This is a genomic window from Variovorax robiniae, from assembly GCF_037889955.1.
In the GTDB taxonomy this organism is placed as follows: Bacteria; Pseudomonadota; Gammaproteobacteria; order Burkholderiales; family Burkholderiaceae_C; genus Variovorax; species Variovorax robiniae.
In genome coordinates, this window is the sequence record NZ_JBBKZS010000024.1 from 41107 (window position 1) to 63180 (window position 22074).

At 64.1% G+C, this 22074-nt stretch carries 21 protein-coding genes and 1 pseudogene; 10 read left to right on the plus strand and 12 right to left on the minus strand.

From position 1 onward, the window contains the following. Positions 1-54: 54 nt before the first annotated feature. Entirely contained in the window at positions 55-1158 is a 1104-nt protein-coding gene (locus tag WKW79_RS31605) for an AAA family ATPase (RefSeq protein ID WP_340339192.1), read from the plus strand. A 2-nt stretch (positions 1159-1160) separates the two neighbouring features. Next, on the plus strand, positions 1161-1871 hold the full coding sequence (locus tag WKW79_RS31610) for a hypothetical protein (protein ID WP_340339193.1): 711 nt from the start codon (positions 1161-1163) through the stop codon (positions 1869-1871). A gap of 345 nt (positions 1872-2216) precedes the next feature. On the opposite strand, the gene ppsA is transcribed toward WKW79_RS31610, so the two are convergent. The 4 genes from ppsA to WKW79_RS31630 form a co-directional block, all read right to left on the minus strand. After that, on the minus strand, positions 2217-4610 hold the full coding sequence (gene ppsA / locus WKW79_RS31615) for a phosphoenolpyruvate synthase (protein ID WP_340339194.1): 2394 nt from the start codon (positions 4608-4610) through the stop codon (positions 2217-2219). A 138-nt stretch (positions 4611-4748) separates the two neighbouring features. Further along, complete coding sequence (locus WKW79_RS37105; protein WP_422823993.1) at positions 4749-5066, minus strand: ABC transporter permease subunit; 318 nt, start codon at positions 5064-5066, stop codon at positions 4749-4751. A gap of 42 nt (positions 5067-5108) precedes the next feature. Further along, on the minus strand, positions 5109-5687 hold the full coding sequence (locus WKW79_RS31625; protein WP_340339195.1) for an NADPH-dependent FMN reductase: 579 nt from the start codon (positions 5685-5687) through the stop codon (positions 5109-5111). A 113-nt stretch (positions 5688-5800) separates the two neighbouring features. Further along, positions 5801-6340, minus strand: coding sequence for a 4-hydroxylaminobenzoate lyase (locus WKW79_RS31630; protein WP_340339196.1), 540 nt, complete (start codon positions 6338-6340; stop codon positions 5801-5803). Between the two features lie 214 nt (positions 6341-6554). Here WKW79_RS31630 and WKW79_RS31635 point away from each other — a divergent pair, with 214 nt between their 5' ends. The 8 genes from WKW79_RS31635 to dmpG all read left to right on the plus strand — a co-directional run bounded on the left by WKW79_RS31635 (position 6555) and on the right by dmpG (position 12314). Beyond that, a complete protein-coding gene (locus WKW79_RS31635) occupies positions 6555-6767 on the plus strand; it encodes a hypothetical protein (protein ID WP_340339197.1) in 213 nt (70 codons plus the stop codon). 79 nt (positions 6768-6846) lie between these two features. Then, a complete protein-coding gene (locus tag WKW79_RS31640; protein ID WP_340339198.1) occupies positions 6847-7416 on the plus strand; it encodes a 3-hydroxyanthranilate 3,4-dioxygenase in 570 nt (189 codons plus the stop codon). A gap of 23 nt (positions 7417-7439) precedes the next feature. Then, on the plus strand, positions 7440-8465 hold the full coding sequence (locus WKW79_RS31645; RefSeq protein ID WP_340339199.1) for an amidohydrolase family protein: 1026 nt from the start codon (positions 7440-7442) through the stop codon (positions 8463-8465). Between the two features lie 22 nt (positions 8466-8487). Further along, positions 8488-9297: a 2-keto-4-pentenoate hydratase gene (mhpD, locus tag WKW79_RS31650; RefSeq protein WP_340339200.1), complete on the plus strand. Its 810-nt coding sequence runs from the start codon at positions 8488-8490 to the stop codon at positions 9295-9297. Beyond that, entirely contained in the window at positions 9294-10061 is a 768-nt protein-coding gene (locus WKW79_RS31655; protein ID WP_340339201.1) for a 2-keto-4-pentenoate hydratase, read from the plus strand. The genes mhpD and WKW79_RS31655 overlap by 4 nt, the downstream gene beginning before the upstream one ends. Before the next feature lie 3 nt (positions 10062-10064). Beyond that, on the plus strand, positions 10065-10292 hold the full coding sequence (locus tag WKW79_RS31660; protein WP_340339202.1) for a hypothetical protein: 228 nt from the start codon (positions 10065-10067) through the stop codon (positions 10290-10292). 10 nt (positions 10293-10302) lie between these two features. After that, positions 10303-11262 (plus strand): acetaldehyde dehydrogenase (acetylating), encoded by a 960-nt coding sequence (locus tag WKW79_RS31665; protein ID WP_340339203.1) that lies wholly within the window; start codon positions 10303-10305, stop codon positions 11260-11262. Then, on the plus strand, positions 11259-12314 hold the full coding sequence (gene dmpG / locus WKW79_RS31670) for a 4-hydroxy-2-oxovalerate aldolase (protein WP_340339204.1): 1056 nt from the start codon (positions 11259-11261) through the stop codon (positions 12312-12314). The genes WKW79_RS31665 and dmpG overlap by 4 nt, the downstream gene beginning before the upstream one ends. Positions 12315-12444: 130 nt before the next feature. On the opposite strand, the gene WKW79_RS31675 is transcribed toward dmpG, so the two are convergent. From WKW79_RS31675 to WKW79_RS31710, 8 genes and pseudogenes are all read right to left on the minus strand, one after another. Further along, positions 12445-13488, minus strand: coding sequence for a LysR substrate-binding domain-containing protein (locus WKW79_RS31675; RefSeq protein ID WP_340339205.1), 1044 nt, complete (start codon positions 13486-13488; stop codon positions 12445-12447). A 133-nt stretch (positions 13489-13621) separates the two neighbouring features. Next, positions 13622-14410 (minus strand): enoyl-CoA hydratase, encoded by a 789-nt coding sequence (locus tag WKW79_RS31680; protein ID WP_340339206.1) that lies wholly within the window; start codon positions 14408-14410, stop codon positions 13622-13624. A 13-nt stretch (positions 14411-14423) separates the two neighbouring features. Beyond that, positions 14424-16106, minus strand: a pseudogene (gene phaC / locus WKW79_RS31685) (class I poly(R)-hydroxyalkanoic acid synthase); the annotation flags it as partial. After that, positions 16103-16393 carry a hypothetical protein gene (locus WKW79_RS31690; protein WP_340339207.1) on the minus strand — a complete coding sequence of 97 codons (291 nt, stop codon included), beginning with the start codon at positions 16391-16393 and terminating at the stop codon, positions 16103-16105. The gene WKW79_RS31690 and the pseudogene phaC, both read right to left, overlap by 4 nt. Positions 16394-16422: 29 nt before the next feature. Then, a complete protein-coding gene (locus tag WKW79_RS31695; RefSeq protein WP_340339208.1) occupies positions 16423-16863 on the minus strand; it encodes a MaoC family dehydratase in 441 nt (146 codons plus the stop codon). Between the two features lie 23 nt (positions 16864-16886). Beyond that, positions 16887-20447, minus strand: a complete 3561-nt coding sequence (locus WKW79_RS31700) for an indolepyruvate ferredoxin oxidoreductase family protein (RefSeq protein WP_340339209.1) — start codon at positions 20445-20447, stop codon at positions 16887-16889. 20 nt (positions 20448-20467) lie between these two features. Beyond that, positions 20468-20665: a tautomerase family protein gene (locus tag WKW79_RS31705; protein WP_340339210.1), complete on the minus strand. Its 198-nt coding sequence runs from the start codon at positions 20663-20665 to the stop codon at positions 20468-20470. 5 nt (positions 20666-20670) lie between these two features. After that, positions 20671-22044, minus strand: a complete 1374-nt coding sequence (locus WKW79_RS31710; RefSeq protein ID WP_340339211.1) for an MFS transporter — start codon at positions 22042-22044, stop codon at positions 20671-20673. Positions 22045-22074: the final 30 nt, after the last annotated feature.

Genomic DNA, 22074 nt, shown 5'->3' on the forward strand with positions numbered 1-22074 from the left:
CACGCCGGCCATGGCGGGCCACGCCGATGTGCTCACGCCCGCAAGGAGCAAGGCATGAACCAGAAGATATCCGCGACTGAGCCGGTCGCGTCACAGGCACGAATCAGCGCGACACGCGTGCGCCGTGGCGGCGCAGGTGGCAAGGATGGCAGGGATCGCAGAGGCAGTGATCCGCCGCCTGCCACCGCGATCCCTTCGTCCACCCTCGCCCCGCTGTCGGTCCACAACCATCCGTTGGTCCGTCGACATTACCGCGTGGCCACCGCCGCCATCGAGTCGTTTGTCGATCTGGTTGAACACTGCATTCGAGTGCTCATTCCCGGGGCTCTTATCCACGCCCGCCCGCGCATGGGCAAGACGCACGCGATCGACTACGTGGCGCTTCATCTGGCCAGGCAGCGCCCCGACATCCTGGTGCTTCGGATGTCCTGTGAGCACCATCGCAGCGACTTCGAGGGTCCATTCTTCAGCACCCTGCTCGGGGCCACCGGGTTGAGGGAACCGCAGGGCAGGACGATTGCGGAGAAGCGCCTCGCGCTGATCCGCCGACTCAGCGAGCAGTTGCAGATGCGCTCGGGCCATATAGTGGTGTTGCTATGCGACGAGGCGCAGCGAATGTCCAGGCACGCGCTGGAATGGCTGCGCGATGTACACGACCAACTCGCTCACCACGGATTCCGGCTGCTCACCTTCCTGGTGGGTCAACCCCACTTGATGGAACACAAGGCACGCTACCAACTGGCTGGCGATGAACAGATTGTGGCGCGCTTCATGATCGAGCAGTTGCATTTCCGGGGCATCACCAACGCCGCCGAGGCGGCCACCTGCCTGGCCAGCTACGACCTGAGCCGATATCCGGAGGTGACCGGCGACACATTCACTGCGTTCTTCTATCCCCTGGCCTACGACGCAGGCCTGCGGCTGGAGCACTCGGCCGGGGCGCTGTGGAACGCCTTCGTCCATGCGCACGCGGCCGCACAGCTGCACGGCATGGCCGAGATTCCGATGGACTACTTCACGCGAGCGGTCGAGTCGATGCTGATCAACGGCGTGCAGTGGGACGCCACGTCCCTGGAACTCGGGCCATTGCATTGGGAGCGCGCAGTTCAGGAGTCCGGCTACGTGGTCGCGCAGCAAACCGTACCGCTGCAGGTGTAGCAATGGTGCTCCCCATCCTCGTGCCGCCTACCGCGGTACGCGAGGTCGCGCACGCGAGCACGATCACGCAGGCGCTCTGGGTGCAAACCGGTCTCGCGCAGTCGCGGTACCGCGTGGCCGGTGCTGCGCGCAGTGTGCCCGCGCCCGTTCAATCCATGATGGGCGAACGCGCGAAGCTCGTTCATCACTGGCGCCGCGTGGCACGACCCCCAAGGCGACGGGGCCGTGCCTCGAAGGAGCATGTGACGACGTCGCGGACAATCGCTCTGGATGCTTCTCCACAGTTGAGCACGCCGGAGTTGCTTGGCGATTGCGCGCGCCTCATGCGACTGCTGCTGCGCAGGTCGCGCGCACGGTTGTCGCATACGCATCGGCGCGCGATCGCACGGGCAACACGTCGGTTCGATCTGCACAGCGCGACGATCAAGGTGTTGCCAGACCATGCGGACGCCGCAGCGTGGTTGCTCGCGGCGATGCATTGGTGGGGCTGCCGACATCCGGCCGCACTCGCTTGCGAGCCGCTGCATCCGCCCACTGGCATCGTGCGGTGGTTGAGCGGATTCGATGTTCGACAGCAGGTCAACAGCCCGCGCGAGGTTATCTCGATGCTCCCTCGGTCGATGGTGTTCATTGAGCGTCGGAGCCGTGAACTCGTGGCGGCCATGATCAGGCGACGGGGAGTCGTCGCGCTACTGCCGGAGTTGCTACGCTGAAGTGGTGTCGAAGTTCATCCGAACTCGCGGAGCTCGAAGCAAAAGCGTCTGGCCATGAAAAAACCGCCCGAAGGCGGTCTTTTCGTCCAAAGCCTAGGTCAATTGAACAACCCGGCAAAGGAAGGAGTGGTGACAACATTGTACCGAATTAGGCGGGCCGAAACGACCGTGGCTTTCGGGGCGGGCTGGGTACATGCGCAGCGAGCACAACTTTACTACTTTTAAAGCACATCTTTATTACACTTCACGGCCGCGGACCTATGCTGCCCGTGATGAGCCAGTACTTTTGCATGTTGGTGAGTTTTCCATCGAGACGTGCTTCATCGCTCGCTCTTCTCTTGAAATTCAATGCGGCCCGAGCTGCTGCCAGGTGTCGATCACGCTGTCCGGGTTCAGCGAGATCGATTCGATGCCCTGCTCCGCCAGCCACAGCGCAAAGTCCGGGTGGTCGCTGGGGCCCTGACCGCAAATGCCCACGTATTTGCCCTGCGACTTGCAAGCGTTGATGACGCGGCCTAGCAAGGCCTTCACCGCCGGATCGCGCTCATCGAAGTCCGCCGCGAGCAGTTCCAGGCCCGAATCGCGATCGAGACCGAGCGTGAGCTGGGTCAGATCGTTGGAGCCGATCGAGAAGCCGTCGAAGTATTCCAGGAACTCATCCGGCAGAACCGCGTTGCTAGGCACCTCGCACATCATGATCAGCTTGAGCTCGTTCTCACCGCGCTTGAGCCCGTGCTCGGCCAAGAGGCCGGTCACACGTTCGGCTTGGCCCAGCGTGCGCACGAAGGGAACCATGATCTGGACGTTAGTCAGCCCCATTTCGTTGCGCACTCGCTTGAGCGCCTCGCATTCCATAGCGAATGCTTCGCCGAAGTCCTCACTGAGGTAGCGCGCCGCCCCGCGGAAGCCCAACATCGGGTTTTCTTCCTCGGGCTCGTAGCGACTGCCGCCGATCAGCTTGCGGTACTCATTGGACTTGAAGTCGGACAGCCGCACGATCACCGGCTTGGGCCAGAACGCCGCCGCGATGGTCGCGATGCCTTCCGCCACCTTGTCGACGTAGAAGGCGCGCGGCGATGCATGACCCCGCGCCACCGACTCAACCGCCTTCTTGAGGTCGGCGTCGACGTTCGGATAGTCGAGGATCGCCTTCGGGTGCACCCCGATGTTGTTGTTGATGATGAATTCCAGGCGAGCCAGGCCCACGCCCTGATTCGGCAGCTGGGCAAAGTCGAACGCCAACTGGGGATTGCCGACGTTCATCATGATCTTCACATCGATCGGCGGCATTTCGCCGCGCTGGACTTCGGTGACTTCGATTTCGAGCAGTCCGTCGTAGATGAAGCCGGTGTCGCCCTCAGCGCAACTCACGGTGACGAGCGTGCCGTCCTTCAGCAGGTCGGTGGCGTCCCCGCAGCCGACCACGGCCGGAATGCCCAGTTCACGCGCAATGATGGCCGCGTGGCAGGTGCGCCCGCCGCGGTTGGTGACGATGGCGGCGGCGCGCTTCATCACCGGTTCCCAGTTGGGGTCGGTCATGTCGGTGACCAGCACGTCGCCGGCCTGCACCTGATCCATCTCGCTGATGCTGCGCACGATACGCACGGTACCGGCGCCGATCTTTTGACCGATAGCACGGCCCTCGGCCAGCACGGCGCCCTTGCCCAGCAGCTTGTAGCGCTGCACGGCCTGGCCTTGCTGTTGGCTCTTCACGGTTTCGGGACGCGCCTGCAGGACGTACAGCTGGCCGTCGGTGCCGTCCTTGCCCCACTCGATGTCCATCGGGCGTCCGTAATGCTCTTCGATCACCAGCGCGTAGCGGGCCAGTTGCTCGACGTCAGCGTCGCTCAGTGAGTAGCGGTTACGCTGATCGGCCTTGACGTCGGTGGTCTTGACCAGCTTGCCGCTGGCAGCCTTTTCTGCCGCTGTGGCGAATTCCATCTGGATCAGCTTGGAGCCGAGATTGCGGCGAATCACCGCGCGCTTGCCGGCACGGAGGGTCGGCTTGTGCACATAGAACTCATCGGGGTTGACGGAGCCCTGCACCACCGTCTCGCCTAGGCCGTAGCTCGAGGTGATGAACACCACCTGGTCGAAGCCCGACTCGGTGTCAATGGTGAACATCACGCCGGCGGCGCCAAGGTCGGAGCGCACCATGCGCTGCACGCCGGCCGACAGCGCGACCACGTCGTGCTCGAAGCCCTTGTGCACGCGGTAGCTGATGGCGCGGTCGTTGTAGAGGGAGGCGAACACCTCCTTCATCTTGCGTAGCACCTCGTCGATGCCGACCACGTTCAGGAAGGTTTCCTGCTGACCGGCGAACGAGGCGTCGGGCAGGTCTTCCGCGGTGGCCGAGGAACGCACGGCGAACGAGGCAGCCGGGTTACCGGCGCCCAGCGAGGCAAAGGCCTCGCCGATGGCCTTTTGCAGGTCGGCCGGGAACGGCTGGGCCTCGACCATGGCGCGGATTTCAGCGCCGGCCGCGGCCAGCGCGCGCACGTCTTCGGTGTCCAGCGCAGCCAGGCGCTTGCTGATCTGGTCGGCTAGGCCGTCGTGCGCCAAAAACTGGCGGAACGCGTGCGCCGTGGTCGCGAAACCGGTCGGCACCCGCACGCCCTGCGGCAACTGCGAGATCATTTCGCCGAGGCTGGCGTTCTTGCCGCCAACCGCCTCGACGTCGGTCATCCTCAGGTTTTCAAATGGTACGACCAGTGCGGTCGCCTCGAAAAGTGCAGACATGGGGAAGCTCTCGAAAGTGAATGACCAGAGGTGCGACGCTGATGAGCGCTGGCGCGATGCGACAGGTATTGCAGCTCGGTACGCCGCTCACGCGAAGAGTGCCCTTCGCATATGAAGCAAGCGCCGGACCTCAAACTGCTAGCTAAAACTCGATGCCCGCGAAGACTCGTCCCATGCGCGGTTGATCTGCTTGGCTTCAGCGCGGACCCCGCAATTGATTCCATACCCACCCGGGCCAGTTCGCCGGTGCTCTCTTCGAACCCAACTAGAGACGTACACAAGAGGCCCGACTCTCGTGACGGGGCTGATGGGAATGGAGATCGGGAGCGAACCTGTTGCATTGACAAGGGTCGCAGTCAAGTAGGCGCCGAACATGCAGAGGGAGTCATGCGCCAGGTTGATCGTGTCCATGATGCCGAACACCAGCGTCAACCCGGCCGCCAGGAGGAACAGCATGAAACCGAACTGGAGGCTGTAGCGCCGATTCGTACAGTGCGCTCATGGTGCATGCATCCTCCGAACGTTCGCGGCAAGCGTGGCCACCAACTGCGCGGTCAGCTTGTTCGAGAGCTCGTTGGTCAAGCCCCCCGTCTCGTCGAAGGCCCCCTGTGCCCCGGCCACAAGCACTTCATCCGCCAATACATTCGCGCCCAACTTGCTCAGGATCCCTCGCAGGTGTGTGACCGAGCGCAAGCCGCCGAAAGGACTGAGCGATGCGGCCATCAATCCCACCGTCTTGCCGCGAAAAAGGGCGAGGCCGTCGATGCCACCGGCGGGACGCGAAGCCCAGTCGAGCGTATTCTTGAGCAGGGCGGTCACAGAGCCGTTGTGCTCCGGCGATGCCACCAGCAAACCATCATGCTCGACCAGCAGCTCACGAAATCTGAGCGCGGCGGCGGGAAGGCCGGATGCCGCTTCGACATCGCCGTCGTAGATCGGCATCGGGAAGTCTCGCAAGTCGATCAACGTCACATCGGCGCCTATTGCGCGCCCGTGTGCGGCTGCCACTGCGGCAAGCATCTTGTTGTAAGAGGCGCTACGCGCACTACCGGCAAAGGCGAGAATCTTGGGCTTCATGTTGGTCTCTTTGTGGTCCTGATGGGCGTGTGAAGGCCTGCGGAGCCATCCGCAGTGCATGTGACAAGGGGCAGTTCGTCCCGGTAGCACCGGGCAGGAGACGCGGGGGAGGTCTACGGAGCAGGCGGCTCCGTGTATTCGATCTCGCCGCCTGGCAGGAAGAACAACATGGTCACCGTGCCGCCAGTGACAGTTGGGAAGTGCGAGCTGTTCGGAGGAAAGACCTTCCAGCCGGCCCCATTTCCGCAGAACTTCCCGGTGGCATCGACGGGCCCGATCATGTTGATTTCGCCGCGAGGATGTCGGTGGTAGTTGCCCAGGACATTGCTGAGTCGTCCACTTTCCACCGTGAAGCCGTGCGTTAGCGCAGAGGCCTCCGCGATGCGGCCACGGCGATAGTCGGGGCCGGTGATCTCGCTGTAACACGCCCACTCCTCCTCGATCCCAAGGCGAAGGAGCTTCAAGAGCTCCGCATAGCGCTCCGACCGAGGTCCGTAGTGGTCATTGAGCCGTGCCTCGAGCTCGGGACCCAAGGGCTGATCGCCAATGAACGCCAAGAGGTCGTATACCGCCTGCAGCAACTCGGCCTTGTGGGGGCCGGACGGCAGGGAAGTGGCACCTTCGCCCGGTGCTTGAGGTTCGTCTGAATTCATCTTCGGCCTCTGCATTTATGACAGTTCGGCGGAAGCTTAAGAGTTCATCAGAGCGAACGGAAATGAAAATTCAATAGCTGAACATTCCAGACGCTAATAGCTGGCCAGGTCGGTCGTTCCTGCGAAAGCCCGACCGGACAGCCAGTTTCAAGAAATTTGGCGGCTGCCTGCGGCTGGCTGCCCTCGTTGTTCAGGCAACGCAGGGCGTCTAGGCATGAAGAACGCTTATAGACGATCGCAAGAGTTTGATTATCCAGTTTCAGTTCGCGTGATTAAAGTTTCTTTCCGCCGCATTCCCATCCGTTGGATCGCGGGCCACCGAGAGATCCTCAACGATGCAAACACACGCCAGCTCCCCGCCTCGCCCGGCGTCACGATGAACCACGTGAACGGCGAGTTCGTCGCGACCGACATCCGCATTTGCTAATCGAGATCCAGGTCGTCGCCTGGAAGCCGCTTTCCACCGCAACAAGTTTCCGAGTCACACGCCCACACGAGGTCACCCAATGTACAAATACGGACGCCCCCTCAACTTCCAACGCTGGATCGACGACAACGCCCATCTGCTGAAGCCGCCGGTCGGCAACCAGCAGATCTGGAAGGACAGCGACTTCCTCGTCACGGTCGTTGGCGGCCCGAACAAGCGAAGTGACTTCCACGACGACCCGATGGAGGAGTTCTTCTATCAGTTCAAGGGCAATGCGTACCTGCTGATTCTCGATCGGGGGAAGTACGAGCGCGTCGATCTCAAAGAAGGCGACATGTTCCTGATGGCTCCTCACGTGCTGCACTCCCCCCAACGACCGGAGGTAGGGAGCATGTGTCTCGTCATCGAGCGTCAGCGTCCGAACACTGACATTGACGCCTTTCAGTGGAACTGCGCGCGCTGTGCTCACCTGGTGCAGCGCTATGAGGTTCAGTTGCGGAGCATCGTCGCGGACTTGCCCCCGACGTACGAACGCTTCTATGAATCGGACCTGGCACACCGCACTTGTTCGCATTGCGGCGAGGTTCATCCCGGACGCGATGCGACGTCATGGCACCGCACGCTCACCAGCAACCACGCGCTCGAATAGCCCACATGGAGAGAAACTTTCTCATGAAGACGCTCAAGAAGATCGACATGCATGCGCATCACTTCCCGCGCCTGACGCGTGAGGAGGCACGGCTGCTCGACGCCCAGTCGGGCCCATGGTTGCGCATCGACGCAGGCGGCGATCACGGCCAGATCATGCAAGGCGCTCAGCCGTTTCGACCCGTCGATCGCGTGCTGTGGGATGCGCATGCCCGTCTCGAGGACCTCGACCGGCAAGGCGTCGAAACTCAGATCAGCTGCGCGACGCCCATCATGTTCGGCTATGGCGCCGAGCGCCGCGTGGCCGCCGACTGGTGCGCGCGCATGAACGACCACGCGCTCGGGTTCGCCAGCGCCGATCCGTCGCGGCTCAAGGTTCTGGCGCAAGTTCCCCTGCAGGACCTCGAGCTGGCTTGCCTCGAGGCAACGCGCGCCACGCGGGCAGGACACGTGGGCGTGCAGATCGGAAACCACTTGGGCGATCGGGACATGGACGACGAGCAGCTGGTTGCGTTCCTGACGCACTGCGCCCATGAAGGCATACCGGTCCTCGTCCATCCTTGGGACATGATGGGCGACGGGCGGATGAGGAAGTGGATGTTGCCCTGGTTGGTCGCCATGCCGGCCGAGACGCAACTGAGCATGCTTTCCCTGATCCTTTCAGGGGCTCTGGAGCGCATTCCCGCTTCACTGAAGATCTGCTTCGCACATGGCGGAGGGGCATTCGCATTCCTGCTGGGCAGGGTCGACAACGCATGGAGGCAGCGTGACATCGTTCGCGAGAACTGCCCGAAGCTTCCGTCTTCCTACGTCGATCGCTTCTATGTCGACAGCGCGGTATTCGATCATGGTTCGCTGCGCTTGCTGACCGAGGTGCACGGCGCGAATCGCATCCTCCTCGGCTCTGACTATCCGTTCCCCCTGGGCGAGGCCCGCATAAGGACGCTGATCGAGGAAGCTGATGTTCTTTCCGACTTCGACCGTTGCGGAATGCTCTCCGGGAACGCGGAGCAATTCTTTTCTTTGTCAAGCGAACTCACCGAAGCGTGACCCAAATCATGGAAGGCCTCAAGTGACACCTGATCAACTATCCGACGCGGCGCAGTCGCTGCGAGACGCGACTGCGTCCGGACACTACATCGCTCCGCTGCGCGACAGCTATCCGGGCATGACTGCGAGAGATGCCTACGAGATCCAGCGCATCAACATGGAGCACCGCGTTGCCGGCGGGCATCGCATCGTCGGCCGGAAGATCGGTCTTACCGCGCGCGCCGTGCAGGCGCAACTGGGCGTCGACCAGCCCGACTTCGGGGTGCTCTTCGAAGACATGGGCTACGGTGACGGAGAGCCGGTGCCACTGTCGGCGTTGCAGCAGCCGAAGATCGAAGCGGAGGTCGCCTTCGTGCTCGGACGCGACCTGAACACGGCGATGCCGTCCCAGATCGATGTGATGGGTGCGATCGAGTACGCCTTACCCGCGCTGGAGATTGTTGGCAGCCGCATTGCCAACTGGAACATCAAGTTCGTCGATACCGTTGCGGACAACGCGTCCTCTGGCGCCTATGTCCTTGGCAGTACGCCGAGGCGCCTTGCCGAAATCGACCTGCGCCTGTGCGGCATGGTCATGAACCTACGCGGCGAGCCAGTCTCCGTCGGTGCCGGTGCAGCCTGCCTCGGAAATCCGATTAATGCGGTCGTCTGGCTTGCACGGACCATGGTATTGCTTGGGCAACCGCTGCGCGCCGGAGACCTGGTGCTTTCCGGTGCCTTGGGCCCGTTGGTTCCGGTCTCGCCCGGAGATGTTTTCGAGACGCGGATCCATGGTCTGGGAAGTGTCAAGGCCGTCTTCGAAGCATCGAACAGCGACAAGGAGCAGCAATGAGTCATATCCAGAATTTCGCGGAACTGCTGGACGACGCGGCGCACGCCGCTAGACCGGTTCGGCAGATCGATCCCGACGGCCGGTTGTCGCCGGAGGATGCCTATGCGATCCAGGCGGCGTCCATTGCGCGTCGCGTCCAGCGAGGCGAGCGCCGAGTCGGCGTCAAGATGGGTTTTACCAGCCGCGCGAAGATGATCCAGATGGGCATCGACGACGTGATCTGGGGACGACTTTCGAGCGCCATGCAGATCGAAGAGGGTTCTACGGTGAAGCACTCTCGCTTTGTCCATCCGAGGGTCGAGCCGGAGATCGCTTTTGTTCTGAAGAAAGACCTCGCCGGAAACGTCACGGCCGTCGAAGCATTGGCGGCTGTTGAGGCGGTGGCTCCGGCGTTGGAGATCATCGATTCGCGTTACCGCGATTTCAAGTTCAGCTTGTCTGACGTGATCGCGGACAACGCGTCATCCAGCGGTTTTGTAGTGGGGGCCTGGAGCGATCCGCGGCAAGACTTCAGCAATCTGGGGCTGACGATGAACATTGACGGGCGCACTGTCCAGATCGGATCGACTGCAGCCATTCTCGGTCACCCGCTTCGCTCGCTTGTCGCGGCGGCGCGACTGTCTGCGGCGGCGGGCGAGCCGCTTCAGGCGGGTTGGATCGTCATGGCTGGCGGCGCGACGCCGGCGGAGTGGATCAAAGCCGGTCAATACGTCGCCATCGAAGTCGAGGGCATGGGCAGTGCCGGCTTTCATGTCAGGGAATAGACCATGAATACAGCCGTGCTCAAGCTCTCCGGCGATCGGTCTCCACGCACCAAGCTAATGCTGATCGACTGCGTGTCGCGCACGATGGCTGAGATTCTCGAGGTCCCCGTGCACCAGGTTCACGTCGTGGTGGACGAATCTGCCGACGATTCATTGACTGGCGATGGACACGCTGTCGATTCGCCGCAGACCTCCCTGGCCAAGGCAACGGCCATGCTGCTAGCAAACTGAAGGAATCACTGTGACAAGAAAACTGAAGGCCGCGATCATCGGTCCCGGCAACATCGGCACCGACCTCATGATCAAGGTCATGCGCAACAGCAAGCATCTTGAGATGGGTGCGATGGTTGGGGTGGACGCTGGATCCGACGGATTGGCGCGTGCAAACCGCCTCGGCGTTGCCACCACGGCCGAAGGACTGGACGGACTGCTGAAGATGGACGTCTTCGACAGTATCGACATCGTGTTCGATGCCACTTCCGCAAGTGCACACAAGCGTCACAACGAAGTCCTCGCGACGCATGGCATCCAGGTGATCGATCTGACGCCGGCGGCGATCGGGCCGTACGTTATTCCTGCCATCAATCTCGAGGCCGAGAACGCCAGCAACATGAACATGGTGACATGCGGCGGGCAGGCGACCATCCCCATCGTCGCAGCCGTTTCACGGATCGCGAACGTCCACTACGCCGAGATCGTGGCGTCGATTTCCAGCAAGAGCGCCGGACCCGGCACTCGCGCCAATATCGACGAGTTCACGGAGACGACAAAGGCGGCCATCGAAAAGTTGGGCGGCGCCGAGCAGGGCAAGGCCATCATCGTGCTGAATCCCGCCGAGCCTCCACTGATCATGCGGGACACTGTATTCGTCCTCTCCGAATTGGCCGACGAGGCAGAAGTGGAGGCGAGCATCCTGAAGATGGTCGCCAGCGTCCAAGCTTATGTGCCGGGCTACAGATTAAAGCAACGGGTGCAGTTTGACGTGACCCCTCGGGACCAGCCGATCAAGGTGCCGAAGCTCGGTCTGCGCCATGGCCTCAAGACCTCGGTCTATCTGGAAGTAGAAGGGGCCGCGCACTATCTGCCGTCCTATGCCGGCAACCTTGACATCATGACTTCGGCCGCGCTTGCTTGCGGAGACATGATGGCCCAAAGACGTATCGCCAGCGGCATCGCCCGCGGTTTGAAGGAGAAGACGTGAGCAATGGCATTCAAGGGGTGGGGAAAAAGCTCCATATCAGCGATGTGACGCTTCGCGACGGTAGTCACGCGATCCGCCATCAGTACAGCATCGCGCACGTCAAGGCCATTTCGGCCGCACTGGATGCCGCTGGCGTTGACAGCATCGAAGTCGCCCATGGCGACGGGCTGGAGGGCTCGAGCTTCAACTATGGCTTCGGAGCACATACGGACGTCGAGTGGATCTCGGCGGTGGCGGAGACCGTCAAATCGGCGAAGGTCGCGACGCTTCTGCTGCCCGGCATCGGCACGACACACGATCTTCGCAACGCTTTTGATGCGGGGGCTCGGATTGTGCGCGTCGCAACGCATTGCACGGAGGCGGATGTTTCACGCCAGCATCTGGAATATGCGCGCGAGCTTGGCATGGACCCCGTCGGTTTCCTGATGATGAGCCACATGACAACGCCCAGGAAGCTCGCAGAGCAGGCACGGCTCATGGAGAGCTATGGCGCGACCTGTGTCTATGTCGTCGACTCCGGCGGTGCGCTGGGGATGTGCGACGTGCGCGACCGCTTCCGCGCGTTCAAAGACGTGCTGAAACCCGAAACGCAGACCGGCATCCACGCTCACCACAACCTCAGCCTCGGTGTCGCCAACTCCATGATCGCCGTCGAAGAAGGGTGCGACCGCATCGACGCCAGCCTGACCGGGATGGGGGCGGGTGCAGGCAATGCGCCTCTCGAAGCGTTCATCGCTGCCGCGGAACGGCAGGGTTGGAATCACGGAACGGATCTGTATATGCTGATGGACGCAGCCGACGACCTCGTGCGGCCGCTGCAAGATCGTCCTGTACGCGTAGACCGTGAGACGCTCGCACTTGGATATGCTGGCGTGTATTCGAGCTTCCTGCGCCATGCAGAGGCTGCGGCCAGGAAGTACGGCCTCAAGGCCGTGGACATCCTGGTCGAACTGGGTGCGCGAAAGATGGTCGGTGGCCAGGAGGACATGATCGTCGACGTTGCTCTCGATCTGCTGAGGTCTTCGTCGGGCGCCAAAGCCGAACGTGCATAAAGGGGCAGAGACGCACCGTCGAGCCACCGCCGAGGTGGCAGGGGTTCCATCCGCTGTTGCAAGGCATCTCGACGGGACCGACGGACGGCCCAGCGCACGCAACCGCCTGTGTCGTTGATTGACCTCGCTGTCACGCAGGAAGGTGAGGATGCGGTGGCTTGACACGCTCGCGTCGCCGCACCTTTGCCGCAACGCCGCCGACCGCATAGCGGCTAGCCTCCAGGCTGGCCTCCTTCAGCGCGACGAGGAAGAGCTGCATCGCCCCGCGCTGGTCGCGATCGGCTCGCAACGTGTAGCCGACCGTCCCGAAGCTGCCGAGCGCGCCCAACGGCAGCACTGACACCGTGCCGGACTCGACGAACGGCTCGACCGCCGAGCGGGGCATCAGAGCCACCATCGGACGCTTGGCCAGCAGACCGATGTTGGTGAGAACCGACACCGAATGCACGACAGACGAAGGCAGCGCGAGGCCCTCCGCCTCGAACATCGCGCACGCGGTATCGTACGCCACCGAATCCGGTGTCGGGAGGATCCACTCCAGGTCATGCAGATCGCGAAGGCTCAGCTTGCGCCTGCGCATCATCGGATGGTTCTGGTGGACTACGGCGCACAGCGCCTCGTCGTACAGCTTCGCGTGCGTCAGTCGGACACGGTTGTTGCGGGGTCCGGCCAGACCAACCGGCCTCGGCAAAAAGCCGACGACGAGGTCCAGCTCGCCGTTCGCCAGCAGCGGAAACAACGACGCGTTCGTTCCGAGCCGCACTTCGATCGCCACGTCGGAAGCAGCCTCGCGCAGCCGGGCGATCGCTTCCGGCAGCAGAGTCGTCGATGCGGTGAGCAGCGTGCCGACGACGACCTGCCCCGATGCACCGGTCTGCCACGAGTTGACACCGTCGGCCAACCGGTGCACCTCGGCGAGCATCGACTTCGCATGGTGTTCGAACAGCGTGCCGAAGGTGGTGAGCGCGACGCCGCGCTTGCCGCGCACGAACAGCGGCTCGCCGAGGTGGCGCTCCAGCTCGTGGATCGACTTGGTGACCGCCGGCTGCGTCATCGCCAGAGTGCGGGACGCGGCGACGAACGATCCGGCCTCGATGACCTTGTCGAAAACGGCGAGCTGGTGCAGTTTCAGGGTCCGGGCTAGGGACAGGCGGGAGTGCGTGCGGGGGGGCATGTCGTCGGAAATTCAGCCACGAAAGGAAAGCGCGACATAGCTTACTCCGCTGCCGCGGGCCAGCTTGCCATCGTGGCTGTGATCGGTTTGGGCGCTGTGCATAACGCGAGGGAGCTGCGAGCGCGACGCGGCTTCAGCGATGCCGGAACGTCGGCTTGCGCTTGCCGAGGAAGGCCGCCATGCCCTCCTGCTGGTCCGCGGTGCCGAACAGGGAGTGGAACAGGCGCCGTTCGAAGCGGATGCCTTCGCCGAGCGGCGCCTCGAAGGCGCGGTTGACGGCCTCCTTGGCCATCATCACGCTGGGCAGGCTCAACGAGCAGATAACTTCGGCCGCGGCCAGCGCTTCGCCCTGCAGCTTGTCGGCCGGCACGACGCGCGAGACCAGCCCGGCGCGCTCGGCCTCGGCGGCGTCCATCATGCGCGAGGTCAGCACCATGTCCATCGCCTTGGCCTTGCCCACCGCGCGCGGCAGGCGCTGGGTGCCGCCGGCGCCGGGGATGACGCCGAGCTTGATCTCGGGTTGGCCGAACTTCGCGTTGTCAGCGGCGATGATGAAGTCGCACATCATCGCCACCTCGCAGCCGCCGCCGAGCGCGAAGCCGGCCACTGCGGCGATCACCGGCTTGCGGATCGTCGCCAGCGTTTCCCAGTTGCGCGTGATGTAGCCCGTCTTGTAGACGTGCATGTGGTCGAACTTCGCCATCGCCGCGACGTCGGCGCCGGCGGCGAAGGCCTTCTCGCTGCCGGTGACGACGATGCAGCCGATGCCGTCGTCGGCGTCGTAGGCCTTCAGCGCCGCGCCTAGCTCGTCCATCAGCGCGTCGTTCAGCGCATTGAACTGCTTCGGGCGGTGCAGCGTGATGACACCGGTGCGCAAGGCGCCGTGGCCGTGCTCGGCGGTGAGGATGTTTTCGTAGTTCATGGACACCTCGGGAGGCTCGGACCTTGACGTAGCGACCCGGCGCCGACTCGATCGGCTTGTACTTCGCGTTACCGAGCCGCTTGCGCGCGGGCACGGGCTTACCGGTCTGCGCTTGCAGCCACTGCATCCAGTGCGTCCACCAGCTTCCGGGGGTCTCTGTCGCGCCGGCCAGCCATGCCTCGGCGTCGTCGCCCTGCTGGCCGCCGCTCCAGTAGCTGCGCTTGTTCTTCGACGCCGGGTTGATGACGCCGGCGATGTGCCCGCTCGCACCGAGCACGAACTGCGCCTTGCCGCCGACCAGCTGCGTGGTGTAGTAGGCCGAGCGCCACGGCACGATGTGGTCTTCCTTGGTCGCCAGCACGAAGCTGGGCACCGTGATGCGGCCCAGATCAACCGGCGTGCCGCACATCGTCAGCTCGTTCGGTACACGCAGGTTGTTCTCGAGGTACATGTTGCGCAGGTACCAGGCGTACATCGGTCCGGGCAGGTTGGTCGTGTCGGCGTTCCAGTACAGCAGGTCGAAGGCCTCGGGCGACTTGCCCTTCAGGTAGTTGTTGATGACGTTGGGCCAGATCAGGTCGTTGGCGCGCAGGGTCTGGAACACGAAGCCCAGCTCGGCGCCGGCGTAGATGCCGCCCTTGCCGATCGAGTTCTCGCGCGCCTGAATGCCCTGCTCGTCGATGAAGACGCCCAGGTCGCCGGCCTCGCGGAAGTCGAGCAGCGTCGTCAGCAGCGTCAGGCTGGCCACGGACTCATCGCCGCGCGCGGCCAGCACCGCGAGCGCGGTCGAGAGGATGGTGCCGCCGACGCACCAGCCGACCGCGTTGACCTTGTCGGCGCCGCTGACCTCGCGCGCCACCGCGAGCGCCTTGATCGCACCCTGCTCGATGTAGTCGTCCCAGGTCAGCTGGCCGCAGCTGGCGTCGGCGTTGCGCCAGGACACGAGAAACACCGTCTGCCCCTGCTCCGCGGCATAACGCACGAACGAGTTCTCGGGCTGCAGATCGAGGATGTAGAGCTTGTTGATGCACGGCGGCACGATCACCAGCGGGCGCGAGGCCACCTTGTCCGTCAGCGGCGCGTACTGGATCAGCTGGAACAGTTCGTTCTCGAAGATCACGGAACCCTTGGACACCGCGACGTTCTTGCCGACCTCGAACGCGGTCTCGTCGGTGATCGTCAGGCGGCCCTTGCGCAGGTCGGCAAGCAGGTTCTCGAAGCCGACGCGCAGGCTCTCGCCATTGGTTTCCATCGCCAGCTTGAGCACGTCCGGGTTGGTCGCCGCGAAGTTCGCCGGGCTCATCGCGTCGATGAACTGCTTGGCGTAGAAGCGCAGCTTGTGCTTGGTCGCCTCGTCCAGCTCCGAGGCCTCCACGACGTCGCTGATCAGGCGCGAGTTCAGCAGGTAGGTCTGCTTGAGCAGGTTGTACGCCGGGTTCTCGCTCCACTCGGCGGCGAGGAAGCGACGGTCGCCGCGGCCTGCCACGGCGACCGGCTCGCCCATGGCGCCGGCACCCGCCATCATCTGGGTCCAGAGCGTGAGCTGCTGCCGGAAGTAGGTCATCTGCAGCTCGGCCATCGGCCCGACCGCCTCGTTCGGCAAGCCCGGCGGCTTGGGGAACGACTGCAGCAGGCTGTGCCCCGCCTTCACGAGGCCCTGGACGTACTCGTCCGGCATGTTGAACGGTGAGCTCACGTTTTCCTCTTCGGCGCCTCGACGCTCTGCTGCGCGCGCTCGGTGATCTCGGCCATCGCATCGGACTGGGCCTTGCGCGCCCTCCGCGCGAGTTCACTCATCTCGGCGACCGCCTGTTCGTACGTCTCGCGCGCCAGCTCCGCCTGCTTGATGGGATAGGGCAGGCCGCCGCCCTGGGTCAAGGTCTGGATGCTCCCCATGGCGACGCTGGGCAGCGTGAACTGCTCGATCATCTCGCCCAGGTCGCCACATGCGTTGAAAGGGTTTGAATGGACTGTCTTCGACATGGCGTCTCCGCTCGGGGTTGGGGATGGGGTCAGGCGGGGCGGCCGGAGCGGGAGGTCGGCATGACCAGCGCGTCGCCGTCGATCACCACTTGATCACCGACCGTGCACACGGTGCTGAGCGTCACGCGTCGCTTCCCGGGAATCAGCTCCTTGACGGTGACCTTGGCGTGCACCGTGTCGCCCGGACGCACCGGCGCCTTGAAGCGCAGGTTCTGGCCGAGGTAGACCGTGCCCGCCCCGGGCAGGCGGCCGGCGATCGCGGCCGAGATCACGCTCGCGGTCAGCATGCCGTGCGCGATGCGGCCTTTGAACTGCGTGGTCCGCGCGAACTCCTCGTTGATGTGCACCGCGTTGTTGTCGCCCGACGCGCCGGCGAACAGCACGATGTCCGCCTCGGTGATGGTCTTGGCGAAGCTCGCGCTCATGCCGACTTCGAGGTCCTCGATGTCGTAGCCGTTCAGTTCGTTCATTGCGTCACCGATGGAAAGTTTGATCAGGCTGTCACCTGCCCGGATACCGGGCGCTGCACCGGCGCCGTCCGGGGCGTCGGCGCCGGCTTGCGGAACGCCTGGAGCCGCTTCTCGCGCAGCGCCTGGGCCTCGGCGACGCTCTTCTCCTTCACGTGGCCATAGCCGCGAATCTCGTCGGGCACGCTGGCCAACGCCACCGCGGCGGCATGGTTGGCCGCGTTGAGCTGCGCGCAGATGCCGTCGAGCTCCTTGACGTAGTCCTCGATCATCTGGCGCTCCTGCTGGCGTTCCTCGGTCTTGCCGAAGAAGTCGAGCGCGCCGCCGCGCACGCCCTTGAACTTCTTCATGAAGGCAAACGCGCTGCGCATCCAGGGCCCGAACTGCTGCTTGATCAGGTGCCCGGCAACGGGATCCTTCTTGGAGATCGTCGGCGGCGCGAGGTTGTACTTGACGTCGTAGCCGTTCGGGAACATCGCGTCGAGCTGGGCCAGGAAGGCCGGGTCGGTGTGCAGCCGTGCGACCTCGTACTCGTCCTTGTAGGCCATCAGCTTGTAGAGGTAGCGCGCCGCGGCCTCGCTCAGGCCGGTCTTGCCCGGCACCGCCTTGCGCTCGGCTGCCGCGACCCGCTTGACCACCTCGGCATAGCGCCTCGCGTAGGCCTCGTCCTGGTAGTCGATCAGGTCGGGCACGCGCACCGCGAGCAGGCGCTGGGTCTCGCCCTGCGCACCGACCGCATCGACGATGGCGCGCGCGGTGGCCGACAGCTGCGGCTTCGCGACCTTGGGCGCGTGCTTCGCGATCTCGGCCAGCACGAAGGCGCGGTCGACCACCGCCATGCGGCCCCACTTGAAGGCCGCCAGGCTCTGCTCGACGCCGACGCCGGAGTTCTTGATCGCCGTCTCGATCGACTCGGCCTTGAGCGGAATCGTGCCGGCCTGGAAGGCGATGCCGACCATGAAGTTGTTGGTCGCCATCGCGTCGCCGAACAGCCCCTCGGCCAGGCCCTGCCCGTCGAGGAAGACGTTGTCGGCCGTGCGCGTGACGCGGTCGATGCCGGCGGTCAGGTCCTCCACGATCGGGAACAGCACCTTGCGGTTGCTCACCATCTGGCCGGTCGGCGTCCGGGTGGTCGAGACCACGGCGATGGTGCGCTCGGGCAGGCACTTGTCGAGGTTCTTCGGGTCGGTCGCGTTGAGGATGTCGAAGCCGAGGTACAGGTCGGTGCGGCCGTCGGACACCTTGTTCGAGCCGCTGAAGGGCTCGTGCGATACCTTGATGTCCGAGATCACCGCGCCGCCCTTTTGCGCCAGACCGGTCTGGTCGAGCCCGAGGACGTGCTTGCCTTCGAGCCGTGCGGCGTTCGCCAGCGTGGCCACCACGGTCACCGAACCGGTGCCGCCGATGCCCATCACGTGGATGTTGAAGCCGACCCGGTCGTCGATCTTGTTCACCGGATCGGGCAGCGCGCGCTCGAGCACCGGAATGCGGCCCTTCTTTTTCTTTTCCTTGCCGTCGGCGGGTGCCGGGTCGGCCTTCGGCGTGATCGTCAGGAACGACGGGCAGAAGCCCTTGACGCAGGAGAAATCCTTGTTGCACGAGGACTGGTGGATGCGCGTCTTGCGGCCGAACTCGGTCTGCACCGGCTCGACGCTCATGCAGTTGCTCTTCACGCCGCAGTCACCGCAGCCTTCGCAGACGCGCTCGTTGATGACCGTGACCTCGACCGGCTCCTCGGCCTTGCCGCGGCTGCGGGCGCGGCGCAGCTCGGCCGCGCACTCCTGGTCGTGGATCAGCACCGTGGTGCCAGCCACCGCCTCCAGCACGCGCTGCGCCTCTTCGACGCGGTCGCGGTGCCAGACCTCGGTGCCGCCGGCCAGGCCGCTGATGCGCTCGGGCCGGTCGCTGGTGACGATGACCTTCTTGACGCCGTTAGCGAGCAGGTCGGCGACCATCTGCGCGAGTTCCCCCTCGCCCTGGATCTCCTGGCCACCGGTCATCGACGTGTGCGCGTTGCGCAGCAACTTGAACGTGATGTTGGTGTCGGTAGCGGCGCAGTAGCGGATGGCGAGGCTGCCCGAGTGGGCGTAGGTGCCGTCGCCCATGTTCTGGAAGATGTGCTTCTGGTCCGTGAACGGCGCCATGCCGATCCACTGCGATCCCTCGGCGCCCATGTGCGTGCCCATCACGACATTGCGGTCCATCCACATCGCCATGGTGTGGCAGCCGATGCCGGCCGAGACGACGCTGCCATCGATCGGCTGCGTGCTCGTGCTGTGCGGGCAACCCGAGCAGAACCAGGCCGTGCGGCCCGAGGTCGGCAGCTTGCTGCGGGCATGGATCTCGTCGACGCGCGCCAGCCAGGCCTCGGCCGACTCGACGCGCGTCTTGCGCGACAGCCGCCGCACCAGCGCGCGGCCGATCACGTCGGCCTCGAACTCGCCGTAGTGCGGCAGCAGTTCCTTCTCCTCCTCGTCGAACTTGCCGACGATGCGCGGCGCGTTGGTCATGCCGTAGAGCACGTTCTTCGCGAACATCTCGAGGAAGGGACGCTTCTCTTCGACCACAAAGATCTCCTCGAGGCCGCGCGCGAAGTCACGCACCACCTGCGGCTCCATCGGGAACAACATGCCCATCTTGAGGATGCGGATGCCGTAGCGGCGCAGCGCGGCGTCGTCCAGGCCGAGCTCGAAGAAGGCCTGCCGCAGGTCGTTGTAGCTCTTGCCCGCGGTGATGATTCCGAGCCACGCGTCAGGGTTCCCGAAGGTGACGTTGTCGAGCTTGTTGGCCGCCGCGTAGCGCTTGGCGACTTCGAGCCGGCGCGTGTACAGCGACTGCTCCATCTCGATCGCCTCGGCGCGTACGTTCATGCCCAGGTTCATGCGCGGCGTGAACGGCTTGCCGTCGAACGTCAGGTCGGGCGTGACGAAGTTCAGACGCTCCGGAGAGACCTCGGCCGAACTGGTGCCATCAGCGATATTGGTGACGATCTTCAGGCCGATCCACAGCCCCGACAGCCGGGACATCATGTAGCCGTGCAGCCCGAAGTCCAGGATCTCCTGCACGTTGGACGGGTACAGCGAGGGCATGCCAACGTGCATCAGCATCGGCTCGGACTGGCTGCACAGCGAGGAGCTTTTGCAGCTCGGGTCGTCGCCCACGATGGCCAGCACGCCGCCGTTCTTGTCGATGCCGGTGTAGTTTGCGTGCTTGAGCGCGTCGCCGCTGCGGTCGACGCCCGGCGCCTTGCCGTACCACATGCCCGTCACGCCGTCGAACTTCTGCTTGCCGACGGAGTGCAGCATCTGCGTGCCCCACACCGCGGTGGCCGCCAGGTCTTCATTCAGGCCGTCGACGAAATGGATGTTCTTGGCCAGCAGCGCCTTCTGGTTCTTGAGGAAGGCCGCGTCGAGCATGCCCACCGGCGAGCCGCGGTAGCCGGAAATGAACATCCCGCTCTTCAGACCGCGGCGTTCGTCGGCTCGCACCTGGTCGAGCGACAGGCGGACCAGCGCGTCGACGCCGCCCATGTGGACGACACCGTGCTCCTGGGTAAAGGGGTTGATCGTGTCTTGCTTCAATGCCATGAGAGGTCCTGTATTCGGGTCTAGCGTTCGAGTGATTTGGCGGTGCGTCCGGCGCTTCCCCAGTTCTTTTTCCGGACGTGGTGGATCCAGACGCGCACGATCTCCTGCGGCGCGCCAACCACCTCGACCAGTGCCTGCGCCACCTTCTCGATTGGGGCGCGTTTCTGTTTCTCGGTGCGACCTTCAATAAGATAGATCTGCGCGCCTTGTCGCCGCATATGCGTCACCTTCCCATGACGCTCGCGCGCAGCGGTTGCTCCGGGAGCTCGGCGCTCACGTCCTCGTGATGTTCAGACGCCGAACAGCTGTGGTTGATCAGCGCCACGGCCACCGCGGCGATCAGCGCCGGGATCGCGATCACGATGAAGTTTTGCTGCAGCGGCAAGGCCATGCCGACCAGTGTGCCGATGACGATCGGTGCCAGGATCGCGCCAGCGCGGCCGACCCCCGACGCGATGCCGATGCCCGTGGAGCGGATCGCCATCGGGTAGAACTGCCCGGCGTAGGCGTAGGCGACGATCTGCGTGCCGATGGTCGACGCGCCGACCAGGCCGACGACCAGGAACAGCGCCTCGGTCGGCATCTTGACGCCGAGCAGCGTGATCGAAATCGCGGCCAGCAGGTACATCGAGATCAGCACCCTCTTGATGTGGAACCTGTCCGCCAGCCAGCCACCGCCGATCGAGCCGATCACCGCGCCGAAGTTCAACGTCAGCACGAAAGTCAGCGCCGAGCCGAGGCTGTAGCCGGCGCTGGCCATCAGCTTGGTCAGCCACGAGCTGAGCGCATAGACAATGAACATGCACATGAAGAACCCGACCCAGAACATCAATGTGCTGAAGCTGCGGCCTTCTTGAAACAGGTGGCGCACCGGCGCGTTGTCGGCCTTGTCCTCGGCAGGCAGCGCGAAACGGTCGCTTGCCGTTGGCCGGAAGGACGGTTCCAGCCGCGCGATGATCGACTTCAACTCGTCATGCCGCCCCCTCTTGAGCAGGAACGGCATCGACTCGGGCAGCGACTTCATCATGAACGGGATCAGCAGCATCGGCCCTGCAGCGGCGAGGAACACCGACTGCCAGCCGTAGCGCTCGATCAGCCCCTTGCCGAGAACCGCGGCGAGCATGCCACCGACCGCGTAGCCGCTGAACATCAGCGTGACCATCGTCGCGCGGATCTTCTTCGGTGAGTACTCGGTCATCTGCGCGACGACGCACGGCATCACGCCGCCGATGCCGAGGCCGGCAAGGAAGCGCAAGATGCTGAACGTCACCGGGTTGTCTGTCATGCCGGCGGCCGCGGTGAACACGCTGAACAGCACGAGGCAGATCGTGATCGCCCAGCGGCGGCCGATCCTGTCGGCGATGGTGCCAAGGAAGATCGCGCCGAACATCATGCCGAACAGCGCCGAGCTGACCATGAAGCCGGCCTGGGTCGGATCGACGCCCATCTGCTTCATGATCGCCGGCAGCGCGATGCCGGCCACGGCCAAGTCGTAGCCGTCGCACACGATGATCAACGAGCACCAGAACAGCACCAGGCCATGGAAGCGGTTGAAGCGCGCTTCGTCGACGATCTTGTGAATGTCTATCTGTCGCATGATTCTTGTCTCCTTCGAGGGTCGATATTG